At 64.4% G+C, this 14,791-nt stretch carries 12 protein-coding genes; 5 read left to right on the forward strand and 7 right to left on the reverse strand.

Annotated features, from left to right (window positions below; genetic code table 11):
- Positions 1-64: 64 nt before the first annotated feature.
- Positions 65-838, reverse strand: coding sequence for a hypothetical protein (locus tag N4264_RS19915; RefSeq protein ID WP_261693976.1), 774 nt, complete (start codon positions 836-838; stop codon positions 65-67).
- Positions 839-1,176: 338 nt separating this feature from the next.
- Here N4264_RS19915 and N4264_RS19920 point away from each other — a divergent pair, with 338 nt between their 5' ends.
- Together N4264_RS19920 and N4264_RS19925 are read left to right on the forward strand one after the other, a co-directional pair.
- Positions 1,177-1,986 carry an arginase family protein gene (locus tag N4264_RS19920; RefSeq protein ID WP_261693977.1) on the forward strand — a complete coding sequence of 270 codons (810 nt, stop codon included), beginning with the start codon at positions 1,177-1,179 and terminating at the stop codon, positions 1,984-1,986.
- Between the two features lie 181 nt (positions 1,987-2,167).
- A complete protein-coding gene (locus tag N4264_RS19925) occupies positions 2,168-3,940 on the forward strand; it encodes a serine hydrolase domain-containing protein (RefSeq protein WP_261693978.1) in 1,773 nt (590 codons plus the stop codon).
- 458 nt (positions 3,941-4,398) lie between these two features.
- On the opposite strand, the gene N4264_RS19930 is transcribed toward N4264_RS19925, so the two are convergent.
- The 3 genes from N4264_RS19930 to N4264_RS19940 all read right to left on the reverse strand — a co-directional run bounded on the left by N4264_RS19930 (position 4,399) and on the right by N4264_RS19940 (position 7,866).
- The gene (locus N4264_RS19930) at positions 4,399-6,033 is read right to left on the reverse strand and encodes a hypothetical protein (protein ID WP_261693979.1); all 1,635 of its coding nucleotides are present in this window, start codon (positions 6,031-6,033) and stop codon (positions 4,399-4,401) included.
- 158 nt (positions 6,034-6,191) lie between these two features.
- Entirely contained in the window at positions 6,192-6,596 is a 405-nt protein-coding gene (locus N4264_RS19935) for a GFA family protein (RefSeq protein ID WP_261693980.1), read from the reverse strand.
- Between the two features lie 268 nt (positions 6,597-6,864).
- The gene (locus tag N4264_RS19940; RefSeq protein WP_261693981.1) at positions 6,865-7,866 is read right to left on the reverse strand and encodes an NAD-dependent epimerase/dehydratase family protein; all 1,002 of its coding nucleotides are present in this window, start codon (positions 7,864-7,866) and stop codon (positions 6,865-6,867) included.
- Between the two features lie 96 nt (positions 7,867-7,962).
- Here N4264_RS19940 and N4264_RS19945 point away from each other — a divergent pair, with 96 nt between their 5' ends.
- Positions 7,963-8,856, forward strand: a complete 894-nt coding sequence (locus N4264_RS19945) for a LysR family transcriptional regulator (RefSeq protein ID WP_261693982.1) — start codon at positions 7,963-7,965, stop codon at positions 8,854-8,856.
- A 193-nt stretch (positions 8,857-9,049) separates the two neighbouring features.
- Entirely contained in the window at positions 9,050-9,745 is a 696-nt protein-coding gene (locus tag N4264_RS19950; RefSeq protein WP_261693983.1) for a spermidine synthase, read from the forward strand.
- Positions 9,746-9,766: 21 nt separating this feature from the next.
- Here the strand turns inward: N4264_RS19950 and N4264_RS19955 are convergent, their stop codons facing one another.
- Positions 9,767-9,946, reverse strand: a complete 180-nt coding sequence (locus N4264_RS19955) for a hypothetical protein (RefSeq protein ID WP_261693984.1) — start codon at positions 9,944-9,946, stop codon at positions 9,767-9,769.
- 337 nt (positions 9,947-10,283) lie between these two features.
- Here N4264_RS19955 and N4264_RS19960 point away from each other — a divergent pair, with 337 nt between their 5' ends.
- Positions 10,284-12,074 (forward strand): hypothetical protein, encoded by a 1,791-nt coding sequence (locus N4264_RS19960; RefSeq protein ID WP_261693985.1) that lies wholly within the window; start codon positions 10,284-10,286, stop codon positions 12,072-12,074.
- A 55-nt stretch (positions 12,075-12,129) separates the two neighbouring features.
- Here N4264_RS19960 and N4264_RS19965 read toward each other — a convergent pair whose 3' ends face one another.
- The gene (locus tag N4264_RS19965; RefSeq protein ID WP_261693986.1) at positions 12,130-13,023 is read right to left on the reverse strand and encodes a hypothetical protein; all 894 of its coding nucleotides are present in this window, start codon (positions 13,021-13,023) and stop codon (positions 12,130-12,132) included.
- 108 nt (positions 13,024-13,131) lie between these two features.
- The gene (locus N4264_RS19970; protein WP_261693987.1) at positions 13,132-14,289 is read right to left on the reverse strand and encodes a hypothetical protein; all 1,158 of its coding nucleotides are present in this window, start codon (positions 14,287-14,289) and stop codon (positions 13,132-13,134) included.
- Positions 14,290-14,791 lie beyond the last annotated feature (502 nt).

Here is a 14,791-nt window from a genome sequence, read left to right on the forward strand (position 1 = left end):
CGGCCAGCGCTGCCTCCGGCAGCGCTGGCCCCCTTTCTGATACCGGAACGACTCTGGTGTCACACTACGGCTGGCAGAGCGAAATGATCTCGACGCTATCGACGAACGTATGCGCTGTAATCGCCGCTGGCGGTTGGCGCACGCTCCAGGAATCCACGGCAATGCCGCCGGAAATGTTCTGCAGCACCGCTGTCGGGTCGTCGAAGCTCGTTTGCCATCCCACCGGCTCAGTGCCTGCTGATGGCCAAAGTCTGGCTCTCAGCCGGGTGCTGGCGCTGTTCAATTGCAGCACCTGGAAACGAACACGGTACTCCACGCCCGAGGCCATTGCCGGGTTCGGAGCCGGTGCATGCGCCAGTTCAATTTCGGTGCCGTTCTCTTCCTTCCAGACACTCACACCAGGCGCATTGCGGAAGCTGCCTTCGGTAAAGACCGCGTAACCGCGTCCATTGGTCTGCGTCAGGTATCCGCCGTTCTGACGCACGTAGAAGCCGACACCTTGCGTGGCGATGTCTTCCATGCGCAGGGCAAACCGCAGCTCGACGTTTCGCGTATCGACCGGCGCGTACATTCGCGCCAGGGAGTAGTTGGTTGGGTGAGGTCGAAGGCGCGCAGCCGACTGCTGGACGTCAGCCGTCTCGACGTTGCCGATGGCCGTCCAGGGCGACGGCCAGGCACTGCCATTGGCACCGGAGAAGGGTTCGCTGTAAATGAGCCGGCCGCAATCGGCCTCAAAGCCATCGAGAAGCAGTATGTCTACCGGCTCGGCATTCGCAGCCGGCAGGGCGATGAGGACGGCAACCCACCGCAGGAACCGGACGCCCGAAACGACCCGCATCGCTTCCTCTCCAGGCCGGCACGCCGGCATAGGTCCGGCGCCATTGTACGGCGAAGCGGCATTGCGGGGGCGCGAACATCGACCCCGGCCTTCCGGACGAAACCTCGGAATTTTCCGAATCCTGGTTGGCCCGATCCGTTGAACACTGGTTAGAACGCACGGGCGTTGTGCGCGACTGGCAGCGAACGGTGATTGATTCGCGTCTTGCCGGACACGCACTTGGCGGCCGACCTTCGCCAATTCGGCGAATCGCGAACAGCAGCACTCATCCGGTGTCGAGTCACCCCAGCCAGGCATGGCATCATCGAAGCAACGCCCGAAACCAAGAGTGCGGCATCATGCCCTTTGACCTCAGCCTCTCCTATCCGCAATGGCAAGGTTCCGGCCGCAGCGAAAATCTCCCGCGCGGCGCGGAGGCGGCGGCAGCCGTCTGCGCCAGATACGCGCCGCTTGCGCGCGTGCCGCTGGCCGGTGCGGGCAGCGACGCCCATGGTATCCGTCGCTGGGATGCGTTGTTCACCCAGTTCCGCAGTGCCCAGGACATTCTTCGACGCTCGGGCGCCACGCGGATTCTTACTGCGGGTGGCGACTGCGCCGTCGATATCGCTGTCATCGACTACTTGAAGAGCGTGCATGCAGACTTGCAGGTGATCTGGATCGACGCTCACCTGGATGCCAATACCCCCGCCACATCCCCCAGCGGTAACCTCCACGGCATGCCCGTCAGTGTCATCCTGGGGCACGCTCCCGAACCCCTGCGCCCCCTCCTGGGGGAACCGGTCGACCCCACCCGTTTTCACTACTTCGGAATCCGCGTGGGCGATGAAGGTGATTGGGCACTGCAGCGGGAACGCGATTTGAAAGTGCTGGACCCGGATGCAGCGATCAGCGGACCGGTTCACATCCATTTCGATCTGGACGTGCTCGATCCCCACGAATTTCCGTATCTGGCCTACACCGACGGAACGCTTGCCGTCGACGCTGCGATCGCCCTGGTCTCACGCATCGCGCGTCAGGCTGACATCGTTGGTCTGACGATAACGGAATTCGCTCCCGCCGACGCGGATGCTGCGCGCGAGGGCAGCCGTGTCATCGCACAGATCTGCGACGCCGCAACAGCATATGACGATGGATCAAGGAGGCCGTGACTTGCGGCATCCGACAAAGACCGCCACGCCGCAGATGATAGACGCCGTCCCAGGCCCGCACGATCGACCATCATGGATGAGAACGCCGCAGGAACGCCGGAGCCCGGATCCATCGCCCCCCCGATGGCGACGTGGCCTGATCCGTACAGCAGTCGCGATTTGCACATTGTTGATCCTTGGAGTGTCTCCCCGCTCAGGTGCAACGGCAACCGACCTGCCCGCGCTCATCGGCCAGGCATTGCGCGAAGAGGGCATTACCGGCGCCGTCTGGGCTGTCGTTCATCCAGAGGGCTATACATCGGGTGCCGCTGGACTGAGCAATGCCGTAACGAACACGCCAATGACCGAAGACCAGCGTGTACAGGTCGGATCCGTCGGCAAGGTCGTACTCGCCATTGGCATACTTCGGCTCGTAACAGAAGAACACCTGTCGCTGGAGACGCCTGTCGCCGAGATACTGCCCCAGGTCGCTCTCGACAATCCCTGGAACGCTTCCGATCCCGTCCGCGTCAAGCATCTGCTGGCGCATACCGCCGGCCTTGAGCACAGCCGCTTCTGGCAGGTATTCAGCTTGTCGCCAAAGCCCGACACACCGCTCGTCGCGGCGGTGACCGGCGATCCGACGCTGCGCCACGTCCAGACCCGACCGGGCAGCCGCTACGCCTATTCGAACATCGGCTACGCGCTGCTGGGCATGGTCATCGAGTCCGTCACCCAGCAGCGCTATGAAGCATTTCTCGACGAGCAGGTGCTCAAGCCACTTGGCATGGACAGCAGCACGTTCCACTTTGTTACCCAATCCGGACCACATGCCGATACCCGCCTGGCCATGGGCCATTTCGAGAACGGCGCCGCACAACCGGCCATCCCGACCTACCTGCGTGCCGCCGGGCAATTCACCACGACGGCCGCCGATATGGCCCGGTTTTCGCAATTTCTCCTGGGACATGGTGCGATCGACGGCAGGCCCTTTGTCGCTCCCGATCTCATGGCTGCACTGGGCGAACCGCGGGACACCGATGCTGCATTGGCGGGACTGCCGATCGGCCACGGACTCGCCCTCGTCGGCCGTGACCGACACGGCGCCTATGGCTGGTGCCACCCGGGAACGACATACGGATTCGTCGCCATGCTGTGTGTCTTCCGGGATTCCGGCAAGGCATTTTTCATCGGCACGAATACCGACAGCGAAACCGCCGACTACGATCGCCTGAACCGTTTGCTGATCGGCGCACTGGGGCCGGCGCCGTTACCAGAAGCTGCAACGGCGGCGGCGCCCACCGACGTCCAGCTGTGGGAGGGGCTGTACGTGGCGACACCGAAGGCGATGTCGCGACTCGCGTGGATCGATGACGCGCTCAATGCCGTGCGGGTTCGATGGGACGGGCGTCAGCTTCACATCCAGCCCATGCAGTCAAAGACACGCATCCTTGATCCGGTTGGCGGCTACCGATTCCGGGCGCCCGGTCGATCCGGCGCCTCCCATGTCCTGCTGCTCTCCCCCGAGGGCACGCCACAGTTCAGCGACGGATTGCGTACCTACGAGCGCGTGCCGCTGCTGTACATCGCGGCGCGCTGGCTGAGCATGGCAGCGGGACTGCTGGGGCTGTGCGGCATCGTGGTCACCGGCGTCGCCAGGGCACTGATGCGCCGCCTGCGGCGAAGCGACCCCTCGTTCCTGCCACTCTTGGGCACCCTCTCCCTGCTGATACCAGTGCCCCTGTTCGCCGCCCAGTCCTTCCTTCAGCTGGGCGATCCAACGGCAGCCAGCCTGGCCCTGGCGACCGTGACCGCAGCGTTGCCGGTGTGCCTGTCGCTGGGTCTCGTCGCTCAGCTGCGCCAGGGTATTCGCGGCACGTATCCGATTTTCAACACCCTGGCGATTGTCGCAGCGCTGCAATGGTTCGCCTGGCTCACCGTCGAAGGGCTGGTCCCGTTCCGACTGTGGCTGTGAATTCGAATACACGATCGCAGCTCGCACGCACGTCACCGCGCCAGAATTTTCCGGCAGCGACATCGGAATGATCCAAAACGTGGCAGGCACGAAGTACGCACGAGATACGCGCAATCGAGCATGGCTCTCGGAAAACACCAGGTAGCGACGTCGGAGTAATCCGAACCGTGGCTGGCACGAAGTGCACCCCTTCGCAATCGAGCATGGCTCTCGGAAAACACCGGGCAGCGACGTCGGAATATTCCGAACCGTGGCTGGCACGAAGTGCAGGCACGAAGTACGCACGAGATACGCGCAATCGAGCATGGCTCTCGGAAAACACCGGGCAGCGACGTCGGAGTAATCCGAACCGTGGCTGGCACGAAGTGCACGGCACCGGTGGTTCGACAAACCCGGATGCCCGAGGCGGGCATCCGGGAACATCGCCCGATACGGTTGACGGGCAGCATGAACGCACGTTACTCCACGCGCGTCGTCTCCAGCGCCGTATCGTTTGATGAATTGGCGTCGTACTGGTTTCCGGATACCTGCAGGCTCAGTGACGCCATTCCAGGCTCACGGGGCGCCCAGACGCGAATCTGCAACGGTTCCGCGCTAGCGCCCGGAAGGACGGTACCGGTGTAGGTGCAACGCACATCCGAAGTGACGGTGCAATTCCAGTTGCCGCCGATGGTGTCGAGGACATTGGCGTCCAGCGACGGTACCGCGGCCAGGGTCACGCCCGTGGCGACCCCCACGCCAATCAAGGCAGATGCAGGGTAGCCGTTCGACACCGCCACGGTGTAGGTGATCAGCTCCCTGCCGGCGACCACATCGGCGTCGTCCGTCGCCTGCACATCCAGGTCCACCGACTCGCTGCCGGCATAGCGCCTGCTGTTGATATCGCTGTTCCAACTGGTGGTCTCCGCGGAATTCCAGGCGATCGTGAGGTCACCGTCCGCATCGCTGGCGATTGCCGGGTCGATTGTCGGGTACTTCTTCGTCGCCGACGACGCCGTCGTCAACGCGGTGCCGCCGGACGAGAAATGGCGGTAGTAAAGACGATCGATGCCGCCTTCACTTTGCGCCCAGGTTGCGGTGAAGTGGCCGGTGGTCCGTGCCATGGTGACGGCCGCGGGGCGCGAGGCCACCGATCCCGAGGACGAGATCGCGAACTCCTTTCCGGCAAGGCCGCCGGTCGGCGCAATGCGCTGGCCACAGATGCGATAAGCCGATTGCCAGATGACAACCGCATTGCCGTTGGCGTCCATTGCCACATCCGGATTGAACTGGTGGTCAGTGGTCGTCCGATTCACGCGAAGCGTGGAACCCGAGGCCAGGCCACCGGCCGTGTAGCGTTGCAGGTAGATGTCCCGGGCTGTCGGCGTTGACGAGGTGCTCCTGTCCTCGGCCCACACCACGGTGAACTGGCCGGCGTCATCGATAGCGACGCGCGGCGTACCGTCGATGGTTTCCGAGCTTGCCACCACGAACTCCGTGCCCACTGGCAGGCCAGTCGGTGAGAACCGACGTCCGCGGATCTCGACATCCGCGCCGATGGCGTTACGCGAAATCCACACCACGACGTGGTCTCCCGCGTTGTTTCGCGCAATTTGCGGCGAAAGGGCCAGGAAGCGCGCCGGTCCGTCGACGCGGACATCGGGCCCCAGCGGCAGGCCGTCGTGATTGAACAGGCGCAAGTAGACGTGCGGCTCGCTTACTGCCCTGCCTTCGAAAACCACCGAGATGTTGCCAGCGAAATCCATCGCTACGTCCACTCCGCGACTGCCACGGATCGTCGTTGTGTTGATCACGAATTCGTCGGAACGGGGCAATGCCGCCGCATCCAGACGCCTGCCAATGATTTGCGTCGTCGCGGATCCGACGGGCGTGCTGTACCACACGCCGACCGTGTCACCGTCGGCGTCCATCGCGAGCGCCACTCCGTGCTGGCTGCCGTATTCCGTCGTGTTGAAGCGAAACTCGTCGCCAACAGGAGAGGTGACTGTTTCCACCGCGGCCGCCGTCAGCGGCACCACATTCAGCACGCTGACGCCGATGGCGACAAGCGTATTGCGATATCGCGCCATCCACCCTGCGGAATGCCGATTCATCGCGAGCTCCTTCTTCGTAGGGAGCCCAGATCGTAGCGGCATGTCGTCGCAACCCACGCGACGTGGACGCCGGCCGTCGGCGCCAGGCGACCGTTAGCCGACACGTCGCGATGCCCCGGCGTTTCCCGCGCTGAAGGATGGCGAGCCCGCGTGGCGCATCAGGGCGTCTGCGCGCTTTCCGGCCACCGCAAATACTGCGGTACACCGTCGGCGATATCGTAGTAATCGCCCTTGTCCCCGACGAAGATGTGCATGCCCAGATGCGTATTCGTCGGCGATTCAAGTGCGCCCATCGCGACGCCAATGCGATCCCGCCCGGCTCGATCCCAGAGTAGCGCCGATCCGCACGTCGAACAGAAACCCCGCCGAACCTGGGACGATGACTGGTACCAGGTGAGTTTGTCCGCGCCGTGGATAACCAGGTCGCCGCGAAGTACGTCCGTGGACACCCAGTAGTGTCCTGACTGCTTGCGGCACTGGGAACAGTGACAGGCATCCGGCGCGTGCAACGGCGCCGCAATATCGAAGCGCACCGCGCCACACAGGCAAGAACCTCGATGCATGGATCAATTCCTTCAGCGTCGAAAAGTGGCATGCTCTTCCGGCAACCTGCGCCAACGCAAGCGCCGGATCAGACAGCAGCGTCGCAGAACCAGTGCAAAGGATGCACGCGTACGGGCTTATCGCGTTGCCAGGTCCTTCCGGCACGCAATGAGCTGAGGCACCACGCATACCATGCAATCGACGCTCAACGAGCGCCCCGGACGCCGGCATGACGACTGACCGACGCGCGCCGTCCCAGGACGGCGTTTTCGACGGAGCACCGGTCGCCTACCGGGTCATCGCCCCCTCTGGCGCGACCTCAGCCGCAAGACAACCCAGCCCTTCCAATGACGCCGCGATCGCCTCGTCGACCGGCGTGTGCGGCTCGTACCCGAGCACTGCCTTGAGGCGGTCGTTCGACATTCGCAGTGGCTCGCTCCACAAGTAGCGAAGTTCGCGCATCTCCCGGAACGTCGCGACAAAGGGGGAAGCAAGGTTCACCAGCCACCACGGAAATGCGCGCAGGGCCGGTGCATTGCCGGTACGCCGGGATACGACCCGGCGGATGGCCTGGGCCATTTTGGTGCCGTCGTCGTCCCAGTGGCCTTCCATGTGGAATACGGCAAAAGGCACCAGCGATTCACGTTTTTCCAGCAGGCTTACCATCGTGCGCGCTACATCGGGCAGGTACGCCCATTGGTGGCCGACACCTGCAGTGCCGGGCAGATTGATCGTCTTCACCGCCTGGCCAGGCTTGATCATTCCCTGCGAAAACCAGCTGTTGCCTGGCTTCGGGCCGAAGAAGTCACCGGCACGCACGACGATCGCGCGAGCCCCCTGCGTTGTCGCAGCCTGCAGCCGCTGCTCCAGTGCGACGCGAATGGCGCCCTTGCGGGTCGTGGGTTGCTGAGGCGAGTCTTCATGTAGCGTTGGAAATGCACTTGGCCCGAAGTTGTAGACCGTGCCCGGCAGCACGATGGTGGCGCGCTGGGCCTTCGCGGCGGCAATGGTGTTGTCCAGCATCGGCAGCACCAGTTCCGCCCAGCGGCGATAGCCCGGCGGATTCACCGCATGCACGATGACCAGGCAGCCCTCCGCAGCGGCCATGACGTCCTCACGATTCATCGCGTCGCCGCCAATCCAGAGGATGCCATCACGCGGTTCGCCCGCAGCCGGCGCGCCACGCGTCAGGGCGCGCACGTCCCAACCCGCACCGCGCAGCTGCCGCGCCACTTCGCCGCCGACGCCGCCGGTGGCTCCCAGGACCAAAGCCGTCTTTTCCTCACGCATAGCGAACTCCCGTTGGTGTGGAGCCAGTGTGCGGACTTCCGCCCCCCAATGGAAATTGACGAACACCCTATTTCCGCTATACAAAAACGAATGATCATGGAACCGAGCTGGGAGCTCTACCGCTCGTACCTGGCCGTACTGCAGGAGGGTTCGCTGTCCGCGGCCGCTCGCGCCCTGGGCCTGACCCAGCCCACGCTCGGACGTCACATCCAGAGCCTGGAAGACACCCTGGGCTTCAGCCTGTTCACGCGGTCGCAGCAGGGCCTGCAACCCACGCCAGCGGCGCTGGAGCTCAGGCCGCATGCGCAAGCGATGCATCATGCCGCTGCCGCTCTCCGGCGCGCTGCGGAGGGCCAGGGCGCCATGCAAGGGACCGTGCGCATCAGCGCCAGCGAGGTCGTCGGCGTGGAAGTGCTGCCGCCCATCGTTACCGGGCTGCGTTCCGCGCACCCCCACCTGACGATCGAGCTCGCACTGAGCAATCGCGTCCACGACCTGCTCCTGCGCGAGGCCGACATCGCCGTCCGCATGGCACGCCCCGCGCAGGATGCGCTGGTGGCACAGCGCGCTGGCGACGTGGAGCTGGGCTTGTTTGCCCACGCGAAGTACTTGCGCAAGCACGGCACGCCCAAGGCACTTTCCGAGCTGGCGAAACACTCGCTGATCGGATTCGACGAGGAGACCCCGTTCCTTCGCGCAGCGCGCAAATCCCTGCCTACGTGGCGCCGTGACGCCTTCGCGCTGCGCGTCGACAGTGACCTGGCGCAGCTCGCACTGATCCGCGCCGGTGCCGGCATCGGCGTCTGCCAGGTCATGGTGGCGCGACGTACCCCCGAGCTGGTGCGGCTGCTGCCGGAGTCATTCACGCTGGCACTGGAAACCTGGGTGACGATGCACGAAGACCTGCGCCACAGCGTGCGCTGCAAACAGACCTTCGACGCCTTGTACCAAGGCCTGCAACGGCATCTGTCAGCGTCGTCTGCGCTGTGATCAGCCAGGGTTTGTGATTCAATTCCTTCTTTCCGGAACATCTTCCCATGCGCGGCGACACTGACTTTCACGTCTCACCTTCGCCGTCGAGATGGCATTCGACCTGGCCTCGGGCACGCCCCGCGCCTGGCGGCGAACAGAACCATCGCTGCCCCTCACCAGAAACCCATGTCCGTAGCAGGAACGACACCCCGTGACCGAAAAGAAGACACCCCTTCCCCGCATGCAGTTGCTCGATACCGCCGCTATTCCCGGTGACGGCGGCGAATTGCGTTTTTTCCAGGAAGGCCAGCACTTCTCGATCAAGATCGCCGGCGGGGGCGACCTCATGTCGACGCGGATGCATGGATCCGAAGACCGCCTGGCCGAAATCGCCTGCGAGCGGATCGCGATGCGGCCTCGCGCCCGGGTACTGATCGGCGGCCTGGGCATGGGGTTTACCCTGGCGGCTGCCTTGCGCAGCCTGAATTCAGACGCCGAAGTGGTCGTCGCCGAGCTGGTGCCGGCAGTGGTGCGTTGGAATCGCGGCCCACTGGGAGAACATGCCGGAAATCCCTTGAACGACCCTCGCGCGCGGGTTTGCGAGCAGGACGTGGCGCTGCTGCTGAAGAACCAGCGCGCGGAGTACGACGCGGTGATGCTCGACGTCGACAACGGCCCCGAGGGCCTCACGCACCCGCGCAATGCCTGGCTCTACGGCATGAGTGGCCTGGGTGCCATCCGGCAGGCGCTGCGTCCCCGGGGCATTCTGGCGGTGTGGTCAGCCGGATCAGACCCGCGATTTACCGAACGCCTTCGCCGCGCCGAGTTTGCCGTGGAAGAAGTACCGGTTCGGGCCCATGGCAAGAAGGGGCTGCGCCACCGCATCTGGGTGGCACAGCGTGATTGAACGGCTTGCTCCGCGCCCGCATCACCTTGCCGGCTCGCCATCGCAGAACTGCGGTGAGTCCGGCGTTCCGCTCCACCAGGCGCGCGCAAATTCCTCCGGCGACGGTGCGCGGCCCCGTGCCTGCGCGGCCTGTTTGTAGCGCTGCCAATTGGTCTGGACGGAAAGATAGGGGTTCGGCGACCAATCGGTGATTCGTTCCATCGATGTGACTCCGCGGTTTGCGCCACATGGCGCCGGGGAATCGCATAGCAACAGCCGGACCAACCTGCCGCCCCCGCAAACCAGCGCCACTGCGCAATCAATAGCGGCAGCACTGGCCGCACTCTGCACGACCGTGCCGCGGCGGCCGCGCAATACGCCGGAGCGTAGGGATAGCCCTGCCTGGAATCGTCGTTTGAGGTAACACCGCATTGCATTGACCGCCCCGCCGCGGCGGGATCCGGTCCCTGGTCGGTCGAACGCCCCCGTATGTCGCAAATCCGGCCCCGAATCCGTCAATCGCTGCAGAATTGCCTGTTTTTTTCTGTGGAGTACCCGCATGTTCCGTCACCTGCCGCTCGCTGTTGCTGCCGTGTCTGCCGCCGCGCCAGTCTCCGCAGCGATCTACTCGGTCGGCCCGTCGGGCACGCCCGGCAGTTGCACCCACACCACGATCCAGGCCGCAGTCAACGCCGCTGCAGCCAACCCGGGGCCCGACGAGATCTTCGTTTCCACCAACGGCGTGAACGGCTACGCAAACCAGGCCATCACCATCGTCAACCAGCCGCTGACCCTGATCGGCGGCTTCAGCGACTGCTTTCCACTCGCCCCGACCGGCATGACCCGCCTGAACGGCAGCGGCGGTGCGGCAGCACCGGTCATCTTCATCCAGAGCACTGGCGACAACACTGTCGATGTGCAACTGGAGCGGTTCGAAATTCTCAACGGTGACAACACCACCGGTTTCACCTACGGCGGCGGGATTTCGATCCAGGCACGCGGCCAGGTTTCGGCCACGCATCTGCGCGTGGCGGGCAATCGCGCCTACTACGGCGCAGGCATCGCGGTCGTGGGTGACCTGGGCGAGCAGGCCACGCGGTTGACCATCGGCGATCACGTGCTCGTGGAAGACAACCTCACCGCCGGCACCAATGGTGGCGGCTCGGGCGGCGGCATCTACGTCAACAGCGCCGCATTGCGCCTGGGCGGGGTCAACACCGTGGTCCGCCGCAACAGCGCCTCGAGCGGCGGCGGCGTGGCCATCGGCGGCAACTCGCCTACCCAGCGCAGCAGCCTGGTGCTGCAATCCGGTGGCGAGGGAGCAGACCGCGTGATCGCGAACAACACGGCGAGTTACGCCGGCGGCGGCCTGCTCGTTGGCGCCTATTCAACTGCCACACTGTTCACGACGGACCCGGCGCGCCCGGTGAGCATTTCCGGCAATAGCGCCGATTACGGCGGTGGTATCTGGGCCTACGGGCCCGAAACGCAGGTGACGATGTGGGAAGGCCGCCTGCACGACAACACGGCGCGCCAGGCGGGGGGCGGCATCACGGCCGACCGCGGTGCCGAAGTGGCGTTCTACCCGCTCTCTGCCGGCAACGCACCGCAGGGCGCCGTGGCCTGTACCGCATCGGCCTATTGCAATCGCCTGACCGATAACCGCGCCGGCGATTCCTTTGCCTGGCTGGGTGCCGTCGCGCTGATGAAAAACAGCGAGGCCACGGTCGAGACGAAACTGATCCTGCATTCGACGGTGATTGCCGGGAACGTCGGCTACACGCTGTTTGCGGACGGTTGCGATGCCCCGCCCACGCCGTGCGGCCTGCCTTCGTCGATCCGCATCACCAATTCGCTGATTGCGCCCAATTTTGATGCCGAGAGCCTGCTTGGCGTGTACCAGGGCGGCACTTTGTTCCGTTGTGACCTTTGCACCATCGCCAGCAATGGCGTCAACGGCGACGATCCGTTCATCGAGAGCAGCAGCCGCGTTGAATTGAGCCGCAGCATCCTTTGGCAACCCGGCCGCGACATCATCGGTGGTTCCTTCACACCACAGGTGCAAGCCCAGTCGCTGCTGCTTCATGACGCCAGCGATTTTGCCGGCCAGAGCCATGTGCGCGTCGGCGACCCGCACTTCATCGCCCAAGGCGCTGGCGACTTCCGGCTCGCCATTACCTCTCCTGCGCTGGATTCAGCCAGTGCCGCGGCCGCACCGGCCTTCGACCTCGACGGGCATTTGCGCAACGTCGACCAGCCCGGCCTCACCAATCAGCAGGGGCCGCTGGACCTGGGCGCATTCGAACGCCACAACGACACGGACCTGATCTTCCGCAACAGCTTCGAGTAATCATGCAGGATCAGCGTAAGGAGACAGTCTTGCGGCAGCCTCCTTACGCTGTGCGTCATTGGCGGTGCGCGGTGCTCTGCGCCGCAAGCGCCCCATTGCCCACGGCGGCGCGGCCAACGGCGATGTTGTTGTCCAGGCGAACTTCGGCGCCCATATAGGTGAACAGGCCTGCCATCGCCAGCATCGACGAAGGTGCGATCGACGCGTCGATCACCTGCCCCGCCGTGAGCGTCACGATATAGCGCACATGCACCTGGTGAAACGGCGCGACGGACATGCGCTCGTACAGGTTGCCGTTCACGGTGGGCGCCGATCCGCAGCTCGTCGCCGCCGGCGCCACCTTGCAGTAGCGCGCCGAGTCGAACACCGAACCGTCGTAGCCCGCGCTGATGACATAGGGCAACGTCGCCATGGGTGACATCGGCGGAATGTCCAGGTCCACGAAATAGGTGTAGGTGAACCCGTTGGCGGCGTCCGGCAACGCTACCACGGTGGCAGTCACCGTGGCGTCTGGCGTCTCCTCGAACGGCGCCACCAACAGGTAGGCCGTGTGCCTGCGCGTGCTGTCGCTACGCAGTCCATAGCACACGAGCCCGTCGTCGCCGATCACGCGGAACTCCGGCACGAACTCAAGGGACCGCAGCCCCGCCACCGGAATCTGCCGGCCCTGCCCATCCAGCGGGCCGAACCGGAAGCTTCCGCCGCGCGGTCCGACCCCGGGCCACTGCACGTCCAGCTTCTGCGCGCCGGCCTGTGCGACATCGTCGACCTTGGCGCAGATCGCCGGACCCTGCGTGGAGAATGTCGCGACACCGTCCGTATAGCTCCAGTCCGTCGCGACCACGTGATCTTCGTCCGCGATCACAAGCGGCAGCGCGACGCCGGCGACGGCGGACGCCGGTAGCGACAGCAAAGCGGCGCAGGCCGCTGCACAGCTGGCAATTTTCATGTCCGTTTCCTCCCTTCAATCGATCACAGTGAACACCGGCAACCCGTACAATGCGGCTGTGCCGGAAACGGAACAGCCGCATCGAACAGCCCGCGGGCACGTGCGGACTCAGTTGCCCGGCCGGCCCCTGTCGCGATGCGTCTTCATGCTGAATCGACAGGTGAAATCAGGACAAAGCGGCACTCCCGGTGTATCGACGTTGGCAAATACGAAATTCATGTAGTACCGCGCACCGGGTTCGAGCTGGCAGGCGTATTGCGGTGCCGAATTGTTCCGCAGCGCCAGGAAAAGCATTTCCGAGTTGGGCGACAAATTGCCGCGACACGTTGACGAGATCTCCGGATCCTTGAACACGCCCGGACAACGCGAAATCGCGATACCAATCGGCTGCGGCGCCGGATTGAAGTTGCCGACGGGCGGCTGCCAACGGGTTTCAAACGTCGCCAGGGAGAAGAGGAAATTCGGCTGCAGGCCCGTCGTCGGCACGGTGAACTCAAAGGCAAAATACTCGTTTGCTCCAAGCGCGATATTCACCTGGGATCCCAGCGGAGGCTCGGGGAATTCGTGCGCCACGCCAGTGCCCGGAAGGTAGCCGAAGATGGTCTTGTAGTAGCGCGCGTCCGCCGTGCTGGCGCCGAAGTTCGAGTGGATCACGCTGGCAGTGAGCGCACGCGTGGCGACCTGTGGCGTCGGGCACTGGCCATCGGGCGTGGTCACGCTGACCGTTGCCGGCGTCGGGCTGGAAACCGCCGCCACATTAGCCTTGTAGCACTTCACGGCGAACTGGTGTTCGCCGGTGCCCGTCGCCGTCAAGGTCTTGGCCACACTGGCACACGCGCCCCCCGTGCATACCTGGGTCGTGTTGCTGACCGGTTGCCAGCCGGCCACCGAGGAATTGGGCGGAATCACCGACCCTTCCGACGTACAGTAATCCGGGCTGCCCGTGGTGGTGAATTGCACCGTAAACGGCGTATTCTGCTGAACGGAATTGGGGCCTGTCACCGGCGAAACCGTGATTCCACCGCCCGTCTGCCCACCCGGGCAATCGCCACTAAACGGTGACGGCACATCCGTCACCATCACCAGATGGCCCGCATTCGGCCCCTCGGTGACCAACTTGACGGCCGGCGCAGACGCACTGGTGATGGTGCAACGCTTGGTGCCGTTGGCATAGACCACATCCAGCTGCGTGTCGGCCGCAGAGATACCGGCCATGGACACGAATGCGCCTATCCCTACGAAAATGGTGCGCAGAACATTCAGCATCTTGGTTTCCTTGTTCACGGATGGCGCAATCGCGGTCATGCGAGGAAGCTGTTCCCTTCCTCGCGCTATCCACTCGTACAACGTTTCCCGGCGGAGACGCCCTACCGGGTCAACTGACGCGCGCGGCAGCACGTGCCGCGAGAGGGCAGCCCGATACTTAACGAGACGCAGCGATAGTGGTTGACGCGTGGACGAACAAAATGCGCGATGCCCCCTCGGAACCCGGGAGCTTGGTTTGCTTGCTCTCGAACTGAGTAGCGCAACGGATCGCACGGTTGCAGCGTGCACTATCCGACATTGGCGGAGGGCCGCCGGGAATCCGCGCAGCATGGATCCCCGTACGAACACTAACCGGACTGCTGCTCCGCTTCCTCGCGAAATGCACCCCTATCTGGCGACGCGCAGGCGCGTGAAGACCTTCAGCGGTGCGAAAGAAGACGATAGGTCAACGGCACGCACCTTGCGTGCGCTATTCGACAAAGGGCGGCCAGCGACACCGCGA

This window comes from Tahibacter amnicola (genome assembly GCF_025398735.1).
Classification (GTDB): domain Bacteria; phylum Pseudomonadota; class Gammaproteobacteria; order Xanthomonadales; family Rhodanobacteraceae; genus Tahibacter; species Tahibacter amnicola.